This window comes from Maribacter algae (genome assembly GCF_047345745.1).
In the GTDB taxonomy this organism is placed as follows: domain Bacteria; phylum Bacteroidota; class Bacteroidia; order Flavobacteriales; family Flavobacteriaceae; genus Maribacter.
On record NZ_JBLFES010000003.1, the window covers coordinates 297,415 to 313,749 of the forward strand.

The following is a 16,335-nucleotide window of genomic DNA, read 5'->3' on the forward strand; positions in this document are numbered from 1 at the left end:
AATACCGCAAAGCGGAAAAGATTAAATAATTGTTCCGTTAGGAATTAAAAGGAAAAAAATTGCAGCATCACAAGGTATTCCTGGTTCTACTTTTTGCCCTGTCGTTTGGTACAACGTATGGCCAATTGGGGTTTTGTAGCGGCAGTTCCGGCGACCCTATTTTTACAGAGGATTTTGGAACGGGAACTACGCAAGGACCCGCGCTGCCATTTGGCACTACCACTTATACCTTTACATCGGGCACCCCGAACGATGGCAGTTATACCATTTCCAGTAATTCCAGGTTTTTTGAATTTCATGATATTCCTGACCATACCCCAGGGGATACCAACGGAAAAATGTTTATCATCAATGCCGATGATTCCGTAAACGGGGGTGAATTTTTCCGGACTACCGTTACGGGACTCTGTGAAAATACCACCTACGAGTTTTCATCATGGCTGATCAATATATTATCCTCTAACTCCGTCTGTCCGGGTGGAGGAATCCCCATCAATGTAAAATTCCAAATTTTGGACAGCTCCAATACTATCGTTTTGGCGGAAGGTGATACAGGGGACATTCCCGGCACACTATCACCCGTTTGGGACCAATATGCTTTGGTCTTCACCACAAAACCGGGGGAAAACTCGGTAGTCCTAAAGATGTTGAACAACGGGATAGGAGGCTGTGGGAATGATCTGGCCATTGATGATATTGCCTTTAGGACTTGTGGCGATTTTGTTTCCCTAACGGATACCGCCAACAATACTTTTTTGGTACAATGTGAGGCTGAGGGCGCCCTATCGGCTACTTTGAACGTAAAACCTGATTTTTCGATTTTTACATCACATGCATACCAATGGCAACAAAGCGCCGATGGAAGTATTTGGAACGATATCATTGGGGAAACAAGCACTACCTACACCACACCTCTTATAACCGAGGATACTTTTTACAGGGTGAAAGTGGCGGAAGACCCCATCAATCTTAATAATGATTCCTGTAACATCGTTTCCGACATTTTTGACATAAATATTGTACCGCAACCCAATCCACCCGTTAGCAATGGAGATATTACCGTGTGCCGCAATGCTATTGAACCGATTACGGTGACCGTTCCAAACGGACTTAGCACAAATTGGTACGATGCGCCTATTGACGGTAATCTTATATTGGAAGGAAGCAGAAGTTTTAGAACCGAGACCGCAGGCACCTATTATGCCGAAGCTATCTCGAGTCTTGGCGGATGCGTTTCGGGCATGAGAACACCGGTTAGGCTTACCTTAAATGAACCTCCCACAGTAACGGATGAAATCCTTACGTTCTGTGAAAACGAATCTATTGAGTTTTCCGCAAGTGTAGACAATGCCTCGTACAGATGGAACAATGGGGAAACTACACGAGAAATTAGGGTAAACGAGCCTGGTACTTACACTGTGGAAATTACCGCTTCCAATAATTGCATCGTTACTAAAACCATTGAGCTGAACGAAATAAAGCAACCTATTATAAAAGAGATTATATCCGACCATAGGGATGTTGTCATACTTATGGCCAACGAAGGCGACTTTGAATATGCTATTGATGGATTTAAGTATACGGACAGCCCTCGTTTTGAGAACTTACGCGGAGGCAGGTATACTGCTTTTGTGAGAGGAAAAACTGGATGCGGAGCGGTACAACAGGAGTTTATTCATCTGGTTATCCCAAGATTTTTTACCCCGAACGGAGATGGTTCCAATGACTCTTTTCAGGTAGAAGGAGCTGGTTTGTTCGCCACTTTTGAAATCCAAATTTTTGACCGTATGGCCAGACTTTTGAAGCAGTCCAACAACGCCGATTTTCTTTGGGACGGCACCGTTGATAATAATCCGGTGTTGGCAGATGATTATTGGTATTCCATACAAATTGATGAAGCCATTTTTAAGGGACATTTTACTCTGAAGCGTTAGCTCCCTTTTTTCACATTCATTTCATATTACTTTCCTATTTTTACGGAACGATTACCTACTATGAGCAATTCTTTTGAAAATTATCAAAAACGCAAACTAATATCCTCCTACTTTTCCGTGGTATTGAGTATTGCTCTTGTTCTGTTCCTGCTTGGTATTTTGGGGCTGCTGGTCCTGAATACCAAAAAGATGGCGGATCGCTCCAAAGAACAGATAACGGTCTCCGTATTTTTAAAGGAAGAGGCCAAGGAGGTAGAAGTGGAGCAATTGAAAAAAACCTTGGTGATGTCCGACTATACAAAATCGGCCACGTATGTTTCAAAAGAGGAGGCCGCCATGGCCCACAGTGCCGAAATAGGCGAGGATTTTGTGGGTTATCTAGGCTATAATCCCCTTAAGAACTCAATAGACGTAAAACTAAATGCCGATTTTGTCACCGCCGAAAAGGTAGCCGAAATTGCAGATGACCTCTCGGAGAAAAGCTATGTGGACGAAGTAAGCTATGACAAAGTGCTGGTGAGTATGGTGGCCAAAAGTGTTGAAAAAATAGGATTTTGGATACTGGTGGCCAGTGCCATATTCACCTTTATCGCCGTGCTATTGATCAATAGTTCTATCAGGTTATCCATTTATTCCAAACGCTTTATTATCAAAACCATGCAAATGGTCGGTGCTACCAAAACCTTTATCAGAAAGCCCTTTATCTGGCAAAATATAAAATTGGGAATGCTCGGTGCGCTTTTGGCCTTGGTGGCCATTGGTGGGGTCATTTATTATGTAAATATCAATTTTCAAGACCTAGGGCTTCTAGAGGAGCCTTATATATTGATTATTTTATTGGTCGGCGTGTTTCTTTTGGGCATCTTAATATCTTTGGTCAGCACCTATTTTGCCACGCAACGTTTCCTAAATCTTAGAACGGACGAATTATATTACTAAATTTGCGCCATGAGTAAAAAGAACAAAGCGGAACAAACGCCAAAGCAAGAGTTTATTTTTCAGAAGAAAAATTACCTCTTCATGTTTGTTGGGTTAGCCTGTATTACCTTGGGGTTCATATTGATGAGTGGCGGTGGTAGTGACGACCCAAACGTTTTTAATCCCGAAATCTATAATTTTAGACGCATTCGTTTGGCACCTACCTTAGTTCTCATTGGGCTTGGTATTGAAGTCTACGCCATTTTATTAAATCCCCATAAAAAGAAAAACTAAGTGGATACACTTGATGCTATTCTGCTGGGAATCATACAAGGATTAACAGAATTCCTTCCGGTTTCCTCCAGCGGACATTTAGAATTGGGAAAAGCCATTTTAGGCGATAGTTCCGTTCCCGAAGAAAGTCTTTTGTTCACCGTAATCCTTCATTTTGCAACGGCTCTGAGTACCCTAGTGGTTTTTAGAAAAGATGTTTGGGAAATCATCAGGGGGTTGCTTCAATTTCAATGGAACGAGGAATCTCAATTTTCAGTTAAAATCATTATTTCCATGCTACCCGCTGTTTTAGTGGGATTATTTTTTGAGGAACAGCTCGAAGCTTTTTTTGGCGGAAACATTCGTTTTGTTGGCTTTATGTTATTGATTACCGCAATACTGCTCTACTTTGCGGACAAAGCCAAGGATACCGAAAAGAAAGTAAGTTTTAAAAACTCCTTTATTATTGGAATTTCACAAGCCATTGCCATGTTACCCGGTATTTCGCGTAGTGGGGCCACTATATCTACTTCCGTACTATTGGGTGTGGATAAATCCAAAGCGGCACGTTTTTCATTTTTGATGGTAGTTCCTTTGATTTTTGGAAAAATAGCCAAAGATGTATTAAGCGGTGACCTTACTTTTTCCGGCGAGAACAACGTTGCGATGGGCGCGGGTTTTATAGCGGCTTTCATTTCAGGATTGGCAGCATGTACTTGGATGATCAAATTGGTCCGTAAAAGCAAGTTATCTTACTTCGCTATCTATTGCCTGATTGTTGGGGTGATTGCAATCGTCTATGGATTCATCAACCCATAAATTTATTTTAATATTCCTCTCATGAACAAATTGACCAAAGAGGATTTTTTGAACGGTCAATTGTTACTGATCGATAAGCCCATGGGCTGGTCTTCTTTTCAAGCCGTTAACAAACTGAAATGGGCCATCCGGAAGAAATTCGGTTTAAAAAAAATAAAAATCGGCCATGCCGGTACGCTAGATCCTTTGGCTACCGGACTCTTATTGATTTGCACCGGAAAATTCACAAAGAAAATACCTGAATTTCAGGGACAAATAAAAGAGTATACCGGCACCATTACCTTGGGAGCCACCACCCCATCTTACGATTTAGAAACCGAGGTGGACAAAAACTACCCTACGTCCCATATTACAGAAGATCTCATTTTAGAAAAAACCAAGGCCTTTATTGGTGAAATAGAACAATATCCACCAGTATTCTCAGCGCTTAAAAAGGATGGAAAACGTCTTTATGAATTTGCCCGGGAGGGTAAAACAGTGGACATACAACCTAGAAAAATTACCGTTCAATCTTTTGAGATTACCAATATTGCACTTCCAAAAATCGATTTTAGGATTGTGTGCAGTAAAGGTACTTACATCCGTTCTTTGGCACATGATTTTGGTAAAGCTTTGGCTTCCGGAGGGTATTTAACAAGCCTCAAAAGAACCAAAATAGGAGATTATACCGTAAATAAAGCCATAGACCCTACGGTCTTTGCCAATGAATTACTTGAGGAAACGGACAATTAAAGTTGAATTTAACACCTCGTTTTCATCGATTTTCTGAAATATTTCGGCAAAAAAAAGGTTATACTAATCATGAACTTCAACAGGCAACAATTATCGGCAATCATCACCACTCTCTCTATGGCGATCATGGTATTGGTCCTGTACAACATTCAATTGGGCAAGCAGAGCGAGGAAGATGACGATTATGTAGTGGAGATGGTCATGGAAGAAGCCCTTACCGAAGAAGAGGAAAAAATATTGGAAGAAATGGCCAATGCGGACCCTATTAAAAGTCATATGGCCTTTAATGAAACCGCTAAACCCAGTTATGGTGATCCAGAACCGCTAAAGACCTTGGAAGAAATTTTAGCAGAACGTGCCGAAGCCAATGATGGCACTCCCGAAGAAAATTCACTTTCCGATGCGGAATATGTGGAAAGAGTCAAGGAACTGGCAAAAAAACGCGAGGAAAATGAACAAATGCTTGGTGAGAAAGAGGCTCAAAAACAGGAATTTACCAATAATCTAGCGGCAAAGAGAACCAGTATATCCTATTCTTTAATAGACAGGAATAGCTATAGATTGCCGCCACCCATTTATACTTGTATTGAAGGTGGGAAAGTTGTTATCAATATTGAAGTTGATGGTCTTGGAAACGTAATCGAAGCCGATTTTAATCAAAAAAGTTCCGGTACCTCAAACGGATGTTTGGTAGACAACGCCATTGCCTATGCCTTAAAAGCAAAATTCAGCGCTTCTGAAAAAGCTTCACAAAAAGGGACTATTACCTATTTATTCCAAAGGAAGTAATTCCATTAAATCTTTGAGAATGTTCTGCCCTTTGTCCTTATTGTACCAAATTTGGATGTCTTCCTTAAACTGAGGAAGTATTTCGCCATGTTCCAATTTATGGGCTTCAACAAGAGCTGTGGCCGCTTTTGAACGCGGGCCCCAATCGTCGAGAACTTCATGGGTCTCAGTATCCAATTGTATCAATTTGGGAATGGACATTCCTCCGTTGGTCAAAAACTGATCCATTAGAAGTAAATTTTCATCCCTCAGCACGATCTTAAGTTCAATATTGGGATTCAATGCTGCAATTTTGTGCATGACCGGCAGCGCTGGGGAAGCATCTCCGCACCAACTTTCCGTGAGTACCAACCAAGTAATCCTTCTATCTATTTTTGAGATTTTTTGAGCTATATCCTCATCGAGCTTAAACACTTTGTCCCAGCGTTTCATACGCCTGTCGTTGAGCTGGGTATAATTGGCCAAAGCTTCGGTTTGTACGGGTCCGGTCGACTTTTCTTCGGCTGCCAGTTGTCTTACCAAATCTCTGTATTCCATATAGGAAATAGCCTTTCTTAAAGTTGTTTTGATAAGATCTGTAATCCCTTCCAAATTATCTGTATTCATGGCACTATTGGTTATGAGCATACTAAGTGGTAAAATTATCCAAAGCCTTACTTAAAAAGTTAAAATATTCTAGAATTTTTAATATAATATTTCTTTAACCATTACTTAAGTTTCACATTGTAATTTAGTGTAATAAAATATTGGGAATATGTTGTTGCCTAAGCCACCAAATAATAAAGATTATGCTACTTTTTATCTATACGGACATCTTAAAAATTTTCATGAATACAAAGCTTATATTGATGAAATCACAGTGTCCAAAAATGAGTTGATCTATAGACCCCCTACCTATGAAAATTATATTTATGAAGTTGTAGAAGGTGCCATTAAATTGGGCAGTTATTCCGATTGCGGTAACGAGCATGCCCATGATATCTTGACAAAAGGAGATCTTTTTGGAAACTTAAGGTATTTGAACGGGCAATTTTTTGAGTTTTCCAAAACTTTAGTGGACAGTAAAATTAGGGTTTATGACTTGGGCTTTTTTAAAAAAACTATTGTCCGTGACCCTGATTTGGCAGACTGGTTCATTTCTTATTTATTGAAACGATGGTGTTCCTCCGAAAAAAAGCTTGACAGTATAAACGGAAACAATATCCAAGAACGCATACAATACCTACAATTTCAATTTAACATTGACGTTACCGATGCCAATGGAAATCGGCACGTCTTATTTGAATTACTGACCCAAAAAGATTTAGGTGACCTTATTGGGGCCACCCGCCAAACTGTGTCAACTATTTTAAAAAAGAATCAATCTTTTCTCTCTAAAATCCCCGGATAAAGAACACCATTTTCAGCTTTAAAATTCAATTGTAAAAGTTCATTGATTAAAGGAGCAATATCCTCAAGGCCCATTTTTTCTATATTTTTCGCTTTAGAAATACCAGCACCCCAAGCTATAAAACCCGTTTCAATTTGAGGAAAATCAGGAAAATAACCGTGCGTACCTCCCTTTCTGGGCTTTAATACAGCTCCTTTGGACGAGGCATTCATAGCTATTCCGGGAATAGGCGCCAAGGCCAATACTGCGTTGGGGTCGGCCCCTATACCATCCAACTCATCCCTCTCCACAATGCGAAATAATTTCCGGTAGTTTTGTGGTAAGGCTTTCAACTTCTCCCTGATCTTGTTCAATGTCTTTATATCTTTTTTGTCCTTCAACATCAAAAAAGCCGATGCCCCAGAAGTATGAAAGGTAGCCTTCCAGTTTCCCCTATCCTTTTTATCCTCCATAAAACCTTCTTCCACTAACCAAACGTTAGGACTTAATGCGGAGTGGATGTCCACAAAACCATGATCCCCAGTGATAATAAAGGTAGTTTGCTCCAATATCCCTGAACGTTCAGCAACTTCTAAAATTTTCCCAATAGCGCGATCTACGGCAGCTATGGCGGTATGTACCTTTTTCCCGTTCCTACCCTGCTCATGTTGAAAATGATCTGTAGCGATCAAATGAACGGTCATTAGGTTGGGTTTGTACTTACTTAAGATATATGCGGCCATTTCACCTGTACGGTCTTCCCTGTTCAAATAGTCTCCATTAAAATTAGTGGGGTTCATTTTGCCCAAAACGGCTACTTCCATTTCCTCCAGAAGCCCTTTTGGTGCCTGGTTGTTTCGCATAGGGGTTATTCTTCCCACACTCTTGTCCAAGGTCCAAACTTCTGGGATGTTATAATCGATCGGGGCTCCTACGGAAACGGGCCATATAAGACTTGCACTTTTTAATCCCGATTCCCTGACCGCATCCCAAAGTGTTCTGGTCTTGATAAGACTACTTTCCCAAAACCAACGGCCCGTTTGCCCCTCTGGCTCAAAAGGACTGTTGTAATAGATACCATGCACGGCCGGATAGGCTCCTGTGATTAAAGTTGTGTGCGAGGGATAGGTGACGGAAGGGAACACCCCACGCACACCATTGGCACTCACCCCTTCCTCTGCCATGGTCTTTAGGTTGGGGGCAGGCCATTTTGCCTCCTGATAAAAATTAGGTCTAAAACCATCTATAGAAATTAAAATGACATGCTCCGATAATTTTTTTTCTTGAGCGTTTATGGCAAATACGGTAAAAATGAATTGTACCGCTAAAAGATATTTATTTTTCACTTTTTTATTTTTAGATTGAAGGAGTTTAACGATTAAAGTCAAGTACCTTTCCTGATTAAAAAACTAACTTGGACCAACTTTTAGTTAAATGTATATCTCGCCCCGATCTGTAAACGCCATGGGTCTCCGTTTATGGGTTCAGTACCTGCTCCGGTCTGTACACTGTAATCATAGGCGTTCGTTGTGGCGTCAAAACCATTTACTCTCATAAAATCCCTTCTTCGATCAAAATCATTGGTACGCCCCCACTCTTTGTTCAATAGGTTCGCAAAATTGAAAACATCCGCAGTAAGCTCCAGACCATGTTTATTGTTGTTAAACCCAAAACGCTTTTGTAAGCGCAAATCAATAGTGGCCCTAAAAGGATTTTTACCTCCATTACGTTCAGCGAAACCCCCAAAACTATTTCTCAAATAGTCTTTAAAACCTTCCGGCGTTTCCGGGTCGTCCAATACTTGGTTATATGCATCGGTAATGGCTTGTGGGGTATTCGGGTCGTTAGGATCAAATATATAGGCGATATCGTTCCTTAGGTTAAAATCGCCATTGGCACTTGTATTATCGTCCACATGCAAGGAATACCGCGTTCCACCCGTACCTATAAGCGTAGCACCGAACGTAAATCCTCTCCAAGTAGGTGTAGCACCGTTAACAATGACTTTCGTATCAAAATGATTATCGGAAAAACCGTAATTTAAATCTCTTGGGTCACCTTCTACCGGTAAAAAAGTGGATGTATTGGCCACGCAACAATTATAGGATGAATTATCCTTTGAACGATTGGCCGTAAAACTGGCATTGATATAACCGTCTAGGCCTATTCTCGCCGTTCCTTCCAATACCAGAGCAATATTATCCGAAACACCATCGGAAGTAAGCACTAAAGTCCTACCGATCAAATCCGAAATTCTGGAATTGGTCCAATCCGTATTTCCGTTTTCGGCAATGGTACTGGCCGGAACAAATACTTCCCTGCCTTGTGGAGTAGTAAAAAAAGGTTCCGTGACCAAGTTCGCTTCTTGATATACATAGTTATTAACGGTATGGCTAAAAATAGCATTGATTCCCAAGCTGTACCTATCACCAAAAAAATGGGTGTAGTTTATGTTTCCCTTATAGATAGTAGGGACCTCAAAATCCTGTCCTACCGCATTGATCGTAGAAAAGGGCGTTACGCCGTCCGGCACTCCTGGAACCGTACCCGGGTCATTTCTATAGGCAGGAAAATCAGGAATTGGCACATTGGCACCGGTTACATCTATAGCACCCAATAAAGTACCGCTGTTCTGTATATTGTTTACCTGTGCATAATAATGGGGTTGAGCCGTAAAAACACCACCCCCGACTTTTAAGATATCCGAATTGGTCCCTTTTATATTCCAAGTTAGCTGTAGTCTTGGTTGGATATTGTCAAAATCATTAGGTTTTTCATCTGTACGAATCCCAAGTTCATCAAATACAGTTTGATTGAATTCCGCTTCGTCCAAAAAAGCCGTAGCATCATAGCGGAGCCCAGCTATAAGGTTTAGATTAGGATTGATGTCAAATTCTACTTCTCCAAAAAGCGATAGATCCAAAACCGTTTGTTTTACCAATGAAGAGCCCTGTAATGGGACTTCACGAGCATAACGGGAAGGATTAAGATTTTCAAAATCGTCCAGGGAATCGAAGAAAAACCGACCATTTTGTTCGTTGGACAGTTGTGTTTCCAAGTAGGTAATCAAATTATCCGTTCCAAAGGTAAAATTAAACTTCCCCGAACTCACATACGTAGTATTGGCTATCTGAAGCTGGTTCTCCAGGTTTGTTTCCGGTGTAAAACGCTGTCCCCCTAATTGAACACTTCTATTTCTGGTATTTCCATTTGGCAAAACCGATGAAACCTCAACTATGGCCCTAGGTATGTTCTGTGAAGGCAATTCTGGATTCGGGCCAAAAAGACGCTCCGCATACTGGTACTGTATTTTAAATTCGTTCGTAACATTCGGCGAAAACATGGAACGTAGTGACAAGAATGCACTGTTTTCCTGTGATTCAAAATCCGAAAAAGATTCCGCAACTTCAATATTGGAATTATCGCTTACGCTTAATGGATTTTCCCATTTGTTGTACAGATTTCTGAACGTTAACCTATGCTTGTCATTTATCTGCCAATCCAAACGGAGAAAAAGATTGTTCGCTTCGGTCACTCGATCAAACTGCCCCACTTGTTGAGCGTTGCTCAATCCATACGAATCGCGGCCAATCTGTAAAAAGCGGTCTAGATTTTCCTGTGTTATTCCTAACCTATTGGCATCAGCATCACTCTGTATATTCGCAATAAATTGCGGGTCACCTGCATCTTGCCTTTCATACACCAAAAAAAAGTGCAATTTGTCCTTGATCAACGGTCCCCCAACACTTAAACCATATTGGGAATTATAAAAATCCGCCTCTCTTTCCTCTCCTTGAATATTAAATTGACTTTGAAGCGCATCAGCTCTGTGAAAAAAGAAAGCGCTTCCTTCAAATTTATTTGTCCCGGATTTGGTAACAGATGTAATGGCCCCTCCTCCTTGGCGACCTTGTGCCACATCATAATCATTGGTCGAAACCTCAAATTCACGTATCGCCTCTTGTGATATCGTATAGGGTCCGCGGCCTATCTCGCCGGCCGTCAATGTATTTCTAAAGTTTACCCCATCTATGGTAACGTTCGTAGATGTTCTTCTTTGCCCGCCGAGATTTATACTTCCACCTCCCTGCAATGGTGATAGACTAGTCAATCTTGTGAAATTTCGCCCTTCCGTGGGCAAATTTTTAATCTGTCCGGCAGATATTTTTGTGGAAGCACCCACTTGTTCTATCCTTTTGGTAAGACTGTTTGAAGATACCGTCACTTCATCCAATCCGGTGGCGGATTCTTGCATATTAAAATTTAAGGTCAAAGCGTCTCCCAAATTTAAAGTGAATCCTTCTTTCACAATATCTTGAAATCCCAGATACTGAGCGGTAATTTGATAAGGCCCGCCCAAGGGCAACTGTTGAATTTTATAGTTTCCGTTTTCATTGGTGACTGAACCGGAAGTGAAACCTGTTGCGTTGTTTTTTACGATTATGGTAGTACCCATCAAAGGCACTCCTTCTGCATCAGTTACCTTACCCTTTATTGAGGCATTCGTGGCTTGACCCAATACAACTGAGCTCATTCCCAAAAAAAATATAAGGGAAAGCAAAAGATAATAATCTGATGTTTTTTGATTTGTTGAATAATAGTTTTTCATCTTCGTACTTTTAGTTTGAAGTGCAAAACTATTTAGGCAAAAAGCTACCTGATGTTAAGTTTTAACATTGGTGCCGAACTTAACTTTAAGTTTTAGATTTTTTAATACTTAGTGAACTAGGACTCATTTTAAAATTTGAATCAAAAAGGTAAAGTAAATCATAAAAACCCTTCTTTTTACTAGGGTTTTTATGATTTATAGAAGAAGAAGCATTAAAAAATTATTTGACGCAAGAATAGGGATTAAAATCTTTTGGTAGGTATTTTTTCACGTCAAAACCTAAGTCGATTTCTTCTTCGGTATCAATGACCTCGATTTCATTAAGTACCATAGTCATACCTTCGTATGGATCAAAATTAAGGGGTAAATAATTGTAAGTGTCAAATCCTAGATTTACTTCCTGTTCAATCTCGATTAAATTGATGTGCGAGATATCAAAATTTCCTAAGCCTTCATCATCAGTACTCTTTTCTACTGCACAACTATTCATATGTACATCATTAAATGGATTTGTAGCTTCCATAACATTAAAAGCGCTTACGTTTTGATTGATTAAAAATCCAAAAAATACGATACTACTGATTAATTTGTTTCTATTTTTCATGTTGAGCATTTTAATTCTAATTATATAACTGTTAATTCGTTTTTGAGGAATGATTTTTCTAGTTCGGCATAAATTCTAGCTATCCTTTTAGAGAAAGGGGTTCCATCCATTCTATCAAGAACTGCGTAATATGTTCCATTTTTCATCTTTAAAATACTCGTTACCAAAACTTCCGTTCCTTCAAATTGCGATAGTTCTTTAAGACTGTAGACCCTATGTTCCGAAAAATTTAGCGAAGGGTATATATATTCAAAATAACGGTTGGACGGCTTTCCTAATTTAAGTCTTTGGCCCGGTCGTATATCTTCCCATTGAAGCCCCTGTACATCTATATTATTTTCAGTACTGTCATACTCCGGAAACGGTATTGGTCTTTCTCTCTTTTTCATGCTTTTGCCATTTTATAATTACACTATAAATTGACCAGATTGTTTTACTTATTGCTTGTACAAATATAACTTGGAAAAACCTATTTAATAGTATTAATCCGTTAAACAATAGTTAATGTATTATATATTAATAGTTTTACTATTAATATATAATTTAATAAATACAAATAATTGGAATCTATCTAAAAAAACTCTTGATGAAAGTGTTTTGAGAAAAGTGAAGTTTATAAATGCCGCTTTTTGATCATCCCGCCACGGGTATCATTGATTCTGCTCATGACTACGAAGGCTTTGGGGTCAATTTTATTGATTTCGATGTTTAACCGCCTGATTTCCAAACGTGTGATTACGGTAAAAAGAACATCGTGCTCACTATGAACGCCGTTTTTACCAAAGCCCCCTTTAGCATGATAGATTGTGACTCCATGGCCCAGCTTTTCAATCAGCATTTTTCTAATTTCATCGCTCGAATCGGAAATAATCGAAACCCCTGTATATTCCTCGATTCCGTCCACGACAAAATCCAAGGTCTTTGATGCCGCCAAATAGGTAAGCATACTGTACAAAGCCGTTTCAATAGATAAAAAATATGCAGCCGCCAAAAAAATAAGAATATTGATGAGAATGATAATATCCCCTATGGTGGTCCCCAATTTTCTACTTAAATAAATAGCCAAAACCTCGGTGCCATCCAAAACACCACCACCTCTAATGGACAGCCCTATACCCGCGCCTAGAAAAAAACCACCAAAGACAGCGACCAAGAGTTTGTCCTGCGTAATTTCCGGAAAATGTATCGTGGCCAGAACCAAAGCCAATCCCAATATGGCCAAAGTAGCTTTTATCCCAAATTGTTTGCCGATAACCTTAAACCCCAAAAGGAGAAACGGCAAGTTTACCATAACGATCAAAGTAGATAACGGCAATGGACTAATCGTAGTAATCAAAAGAGAAATTCCCGTTGCACCACCGTCTATGAAGCTATTGGGCAGTAAAAAACTTTCCAAACCAAAAGCTGCGGCGAATATTCCGGATACAATGAAAAAAACATCTTTTAAATAGGATTTAATCATAGGACTTTCAGGTTTGGAAAAGAAAGATAGTGTAATTTAATAAAGCCTAGAGTATCTTGAAAACTATAGGTTTTCAGGATTTACCGCTAAACTTTGAAACAGTTTTGCCTTGGCCTTAAAGTATTTATTTTCCACTTTGTTCTGTTTCAAGACCGCATCTATTAATTTGCTTTCGCGGGAGTTGATCAAAAATAGGGAGCTTTCCCCAAAACTGAATTTACGTTCTTCCGCGGCCAACAAGGTTTCATAATTAAAAACAATATCGTCTATAAGAACATTTTGGTTTTCAAAAGAGTCCAATTCATTATAAATGGCCAATACCTTATTTCGAATTTGAATCTCCGCATTGTCCAATTCAAACTGAGCATCCCTTAATTTGATTTTTGCCAGTTTTAAATCGCCCCTTTCCTTTCTCAAAAATAACGGAAATTGAAAGTTAATACCTCCTTTATACTCTTCCGTTACAAAGGAATTGATAAGGTCCGGTGTCTCCGTTAAAAAATTATACTCCACATCTATCTTAGGCAATAACTTGTTTGTTTTTAGCCTTTTATCTACTCTTAACCCATCAATCTTAAAGCCTAGGGATTTTAATTTAGGGTGACTTTCCAAAGTAAAACTGTCCAAAGGCTTTCCCAAGATTTCCAAGGTCCGATCGATTTCCACATCCAAATCAAGATCAGGAATTACGTTGGGTTGTATCTCCATTGGTATATTATCTCCCATCCAAAGGAAGTTGGAAAGTTCTAAAGATTTATTGCGTAGTACCACTTTTGCCTGTTCCAATTCCAACGACCTGTTCTGAACGGCTATTTTGGCCTCAACGGTATCTATAGCTGCTTTGTCGCCTGCTAGTGCACTTCTTTTGATTCCTTCGAACCGTATGGCGGCGTTATCCAAAAAATTATTGAACACCAAGCTGTTCCTATAAGCTTGTAGCCAATCAAAATAGGCCAGCGAAGCATCGAAAAGAATCTGGTTGACCAATAAATCCCGATCTGCTTTGGTCTGCTCCCTAAAAAATTTTGCTTTTTTTAAAGTTGCCATACGTTCATTGATCCATGACCCTCTGGCCAAGGCAACAGAAACCCCTGCACTGTAGAGTCCGTCATCTGGCACATCCTCTGAACGATTGATAAAATCTCCGTCGTTCTGCTCAAAATTCCCTTTTAATTCTATCCCGTACCATGTAGGGATTTTAAACGTAGCATTGAGCCTGTCCCAATATTCGGTATCCTTAAATTCTTTGCGCTCATAATCCACGCTCACCTTGGGGTCAAACCCGCCACGGGATTTCATGAGATTTGCCTGTCCGGCACTAATGGTCAATTCTGCTTGTTTGGCAATGGGATGAAATTTTTTGACATAGCCTAAATACTCGGCAAATTTCAAAGTCAGGGTATCCTGCGTTTGAGCATTTGCGGTAAGACAGATTCCAAAAAATAAATAAATAACGTAGTTCCGCATCTTTATTTTTTAATCGGTTTTGCCATGGCGCCTTCTGGTTGATAGTAATTAGGAGGGAAACCGTTCAGTTGCCTCCATAATTCAAACCAAATAGGCACATCTTCCAATAAGGCGATAGTGGTTGCGCCGGAACCGACACGCAGTTCCTTGGGCCATTCATGATCGTCTTTGTCCGGGGCCAACAAAATACGGTACTTTCCATTATCGCTTATAAAAGTTTCAATGGCCACTACGGTGCCCCCATAGGTTCCATACGAAACGTTTGGCCAGCCACTAAATATAATCGCAGGCCAGCCATCAAACTGAATACGTACTTTCTCGCCCAAATGAATCAACGGCAAATCTATGGGTGCCACAAAGGTCTCCACGGCCATATCATAGTCGGATGGCATGATGCCCACCAAACGATCACCCTCTTTAAACGTCTCCCCAATCCCTGCCTGTATGGCCTTGTTTATATATCCGTTTTGTGGGGCCCTTATGTAATAGAGGTCATTCCGCATTTCATAATTGGTATATTCGTTTTCCAGTTTTGTAACCTGGGCCTCGGAATCAAATTGGTTGGACTGCGCCGTAAACATATCGCTCTGCGCTTTGGAAATTTTATCCGTGTAGGATGCCTGTACCCTATTTATTTCTACCTCGGCATTGATCACCTCATTTCTGGCAGCCAATAATTTATTCTGTTGTGAGATAAGTTTTGCCTGAGTTTCCTGTAATTTCAGTCTTTTTTCCTCAACATCGGTCACCGCTTTCAACCCTTCGCTTTCTAACTGGGTAGTACGGTCAAACTGTCGCTGTGCAATAACAATGTTCGTTTTAGCAGCTTCTAAATCTATGCTATCGCTCTGGACCTTTAGCTTGGCCTGTAACAGTTTGTTCTTGGCTTGCTCCAATTTTAACCTTCTTTCGTTGGCCAACGCAGAAATCTGGTTGTTCAATGCCTTTACTTTTCCTTGATAGGAATTTACGGAGGCCGACTTTGCCTTGATTTGTTGACCGGTACGTTCCACCAATCTAGGGTCAAAGTATTCGTTCTTTATCTCGGAAATAAACAAAATGGTATCTCCCTTTTCTACATAATCCCCTTCCTGAACATACCATTTTTCGATACGCCCCGGAATAGGCGATTGTACGGTTTGTGGACGTTGGCCCGGCTTTAAGGTCGTTAAAAACCCTTTACCGCTGATATTTTGGGTCCAAGGAAGAAACAATATGATGAGTCCACAAATGGCAAAGGCCAAAAGGAACCTGTTCAAATGTTTGTAATGCCTTTGGTGAAAGACTATTTTGGCAGATGCATAGCCATCCAAGGACACTTTTTTATTCAATTGATTATTGGATATATTTAGCATTTTA

General features: G+C 40.1%; 15 protein-coding genes. 7 read left to right on the top strand and 8 right to left on the bottom strand.

Annotated elements, in window-relative coordinates; translation table 11 throughout:
- The first annotated feature begins 59 nt into the window (after positions 1 to 59).
- From ACKWBX_RS12850 to ACKWBX_RS12875, 6 genes are all read left to right on the top strand, one after another.
- On the top strand, positions 60 to 1,934 hold the full coding sequence (locus ACKWBX_RS12850) for a T9SS type B sorting domain-containing protein (protein ID WP_413969103.1): 1,875 nt from the start codon (positions 60 to 62) through the stop codon (positions 1,932 to 1,934).
- A gap of 60 nt (positions 1,935 to 1,994) precedes the next feature.
- On the top strand, positions 1,995 to 2,873 hold the full coding sequence (locus tag ACKWBX_RS12855) for a cell division protein FtsX (RefSeq protein ID WP_413969104.1): 879 nt from the start codon (positions 1,995 to 1,997) through the stop codon (positions 2,871 to 2,873).
- Positions 2,874 to 2,882: 9 nt separating this feature from the next.
- Positions 2,883 to 3,146: a DUF3098 domain-containing protein gene (locus ACKWBX_RS12860; RefSeq protein ID WP_413969105.1), complete on the top strand. Its 264-nt coding sequence runs from the start codon at positions 2,883 to 2,885 to the stop codon at positions 3,144 to 3,146.
- Positions 3,147 to 3,944: an undecaprenyl-diphosphate phosphatase gene (locus tag ACKWBX_RS12865; protein WP_413969106.1), complete on the top strand. Its 798-nt coding sequence runs from the start codon at positions 3,147 to 3,149 to the stop codon at positions 3,942 to 3,944. It abuts the gene before it with no gap.
- Between the two features lie 21 nt (positions 3,945 to 3,965).
- On the top strand, positions 3,966 to 4,676 hold the full coding sequence (truB, locus tag ACKWBX_RS12870) for a tRNA pseudouridine(55) synthase TruB (protein ID WP_413969107.1): 711 nt from the start codon (positions 3,966 to 3,968) through the stop codon (positions 4,674 to 4,676).
- 69 nt (positions 4,677 to 4,745) lie between these two features.
- On the top strand, positions 4,746 to 5,465 hold the full coding sequence (locus ACKWBX_RS12875; protein WP_413969108.1) for a hypothetical protein: 720 nt from the start codon (positions 4,746 to 4,748) through the stop codon (positions 5,463 to 5,465).
- Here ACKWBX_RS12875 and ACKWBX_RS12880 read toward each other — a convergent pair.
- Positions 5,448 to 6,071 carry a thioredoxin family protein gene (locus tag ACKWBX_RS12880; RefSeq protein WP_413969109.1) on the bottom strand — a complete coding sequence of 208 codons (624 nt, stop codon included), beginning with the start codon at positions 6,069 to 6,071 and terminating at the stop codon, positions 5,448 to 5,450. The genes ACKWBX_RS12875 and ACKWBX_RS12880 overlap by 18 nt on opposite strands.
- A 148-nt stretch (positions 6,072 to 6,219) precedes the next feature.
- On the opposite strand from ACKWBX_RS12880, the gene ACKWBX_RS12885 reads away from it, so the two are divergent.
- Positions 6,220 to 6,855 carry a Crp/Fnr family transcriptional regulator gene (locus tag ACKWBX_RS12885; RefSeq protein ID WP_413969110.1) on the top strand — a complete coding sequence of 212 codons (636 nt, stop codon included), beginning with the start codon at positions 6,220 to 6,222 and terminating at the stop codon, positions 6,853 to 6,855.
- On the opposite strand, the gene ACKWBX_RS12890 is transcribed toward ACKWBX_RS12885, so the two are convergent.
- The 7 genes from ACKWBX_RS12890 to ACKWBX_RS12920 all read right to left on the bottom strand — a co-directional run bounded on the left by ACKWBX_RS12890 (position 6,825) and on the right by ACKWBX_RS12920 (position 16,331).
- Positions 6,825 to 8,180, bottom strand: a complete 1,356-nt coding sequence (locus tag ACKWBX_RS12890; RefSeq protein WP_413969111.1) for an alkaline phosphatase family protein — start codon at positions 8,178 to 8,180, stop codon at positions 6,825 to 6,827. The two genes, ACKWBX_RS12885 and ACKWBX_RS12890, sit on opposite strands and share 31 nt — an antisense overlap.
- A gap of 80 nt (positions 8,181 to 8,260) precedes the next feature.
- Positions 8,261 to 11,443, bottom strand: a complete 3,183-nt coding sequence (locus ACKWBX_RS12895) for a TonB-dependent receptor (RefSeq protein WP_413969112.1) — start codon at positions 11,441 to 11,443, stop codon at positions 8,261 to 8,263.
- 220 nt (positions 11,444 to 11,663) lie between these two features.
- Entirely contained in the window at positions 11,664 to 12,047 is a 384-nt protein-coding gene (locus ACKWBX_RS12900; RefSeq protein WP_413969113.1) for a hypothetical protein, read from the bottom strand.
- A 20-nt stretch (positions 12,048 to 12,067) separates the two neighbouring features.
- Positions 12,068 to 12,436 (bottom strand): hypothetical protein, encoded by a 369-nt coding sequence (locus ACKWBX_RS12905; RefSeq protein WP_413969114.1) that lies wholly within the window; start codon positions 12,434 to 12,436, stop codon positions 12,068 to 12,070.
- Positions 12,437 to 12,660: 224 nt separating this feature from the next.
- On the bottom strand, positions 12,661 to 13,509 hold the full coding sequence (locus tag ACKWBX_RS12910; protein ID WP_413969115.1) for a YitT family protein: 849 nt from the start codon (positions 13,507 to 13,509) through the stop codon (positions 12,661 to 12,663).
- Between the two features lie 63 nt (positions 13,510 to 13,572).
- Positions 13,573 to 14,976, bottom strand: coding sequence for a TolC family protein (locus ACKWBX_RS12915; RefSeq protein ID WP_413969116.1), 1,404 nt, complete (start codon positions 14,974 to 14,976; stop codon positions 13,573 to 13,575).
- A 2-nt stretch (positions 14,977 to 14,978) separates the two neighbouring features.
- On the bottom strand, positions 14,979 to 16,331 hold the full coding sequence (locus tag ACKWBX_RS12920; protein WP_413969117.1) for an HlyD family secretion protein: 1,353 nt from the start codon (positions 16,329 to 16,331) through the stop codon (positions 14,979 to 14,981).
- Positions 16,332 to 16,335 lie beyond the last annotated feature (4 nt).

Excerpts from the sequence above, each read along its gene's own strand:
- ACKWBX_RS12920 (WP_413969117.1), bottom strand. The coding sequence starts at position 16,331 with ATGCTAAATATATCCAATAATCAATTGAATAAAAAAGTGTCCTTGGAT.
- ACKWBX_RS12905 (WP_413969114.1), bottom strand. The coding sequence starts at position 12,436 with ATGAAAAAGAGAGAAAGACCAATACCGTTTCCGGAGTATGACAGTACT.
- ACKWBX_RS12860 (WP_413969105.1), top strand. The coding sequence starts at position 2,883 with ATGAGTAAAAAGAACAAAGCGGAACAAACGCCAAAGCAAGAGTTTATT.
- truB (WP_413969107.1), top strand. The coding sequence starts at position 3,966 with ATGAACAAATTGACCAAAGAGGATTTTTTGAACGGTCAATTGTTACTG.
- ACKWBX_RS12880 (WP_413969109.1), bottom strand. The coding sequence starts at position 6,071 with ATGAATACAGATAATTTGGAAGGGATTACAGATCTTATCAAAACAACT.
- ACKWBX_RS12900 (WP_413969113.1), bottom strand. The coding sequence starts at position 12,047 with ATGAAAAATAGAAACAAATTAATCAGTAGTATCGTATTTTTTGGATTT.
- ACKWBX_RS12855 (WP_413969104.1), top strand. The coding sequence starts at position 1,995 with ATGAGCAATTCTTTTGAAAATTATCAAAAACGCAAACTAATATCCTCC.
- ACKWBX_RS12910 (WP_413969115.1), bottom strand. The coding sequence starts at position 13,509 with ATGATTAAATCCTATTTAAAAGATGTTTTTTTCATTGTATCCGGAATA.
- ACKWBX_RS12895 (WP_413969112.1), bottom strand. The coding sequence starts at position 11,443 with ATGAAAAACTATTATTCAACAAATCAAAAAACATCAGATTATTATCTT.
- ACKWBX_RS12875 (WP_413969108.1), top strand. The coding sequence starts at position 4,746 with ATGAACTTCAACAGGCAACAATTATCGGCAATCATCACCACTCTCTCT.
- ACKWBX_RS12885 (WP_413969110.1), top strand. The coding sequence starts at position 6,220 with ATGTTGTTGCCTAAGCCACCAAATAATAAAGATTATGCTACTTTTTAT.
- ACKWBX_RS12915 (WP_413969116.1), bottom strand. The coding sequence starts at position 14,976 with ATGCGGAACTACGTTATTTATTTATTTTTTGGAATCTGTCTTACCGCA.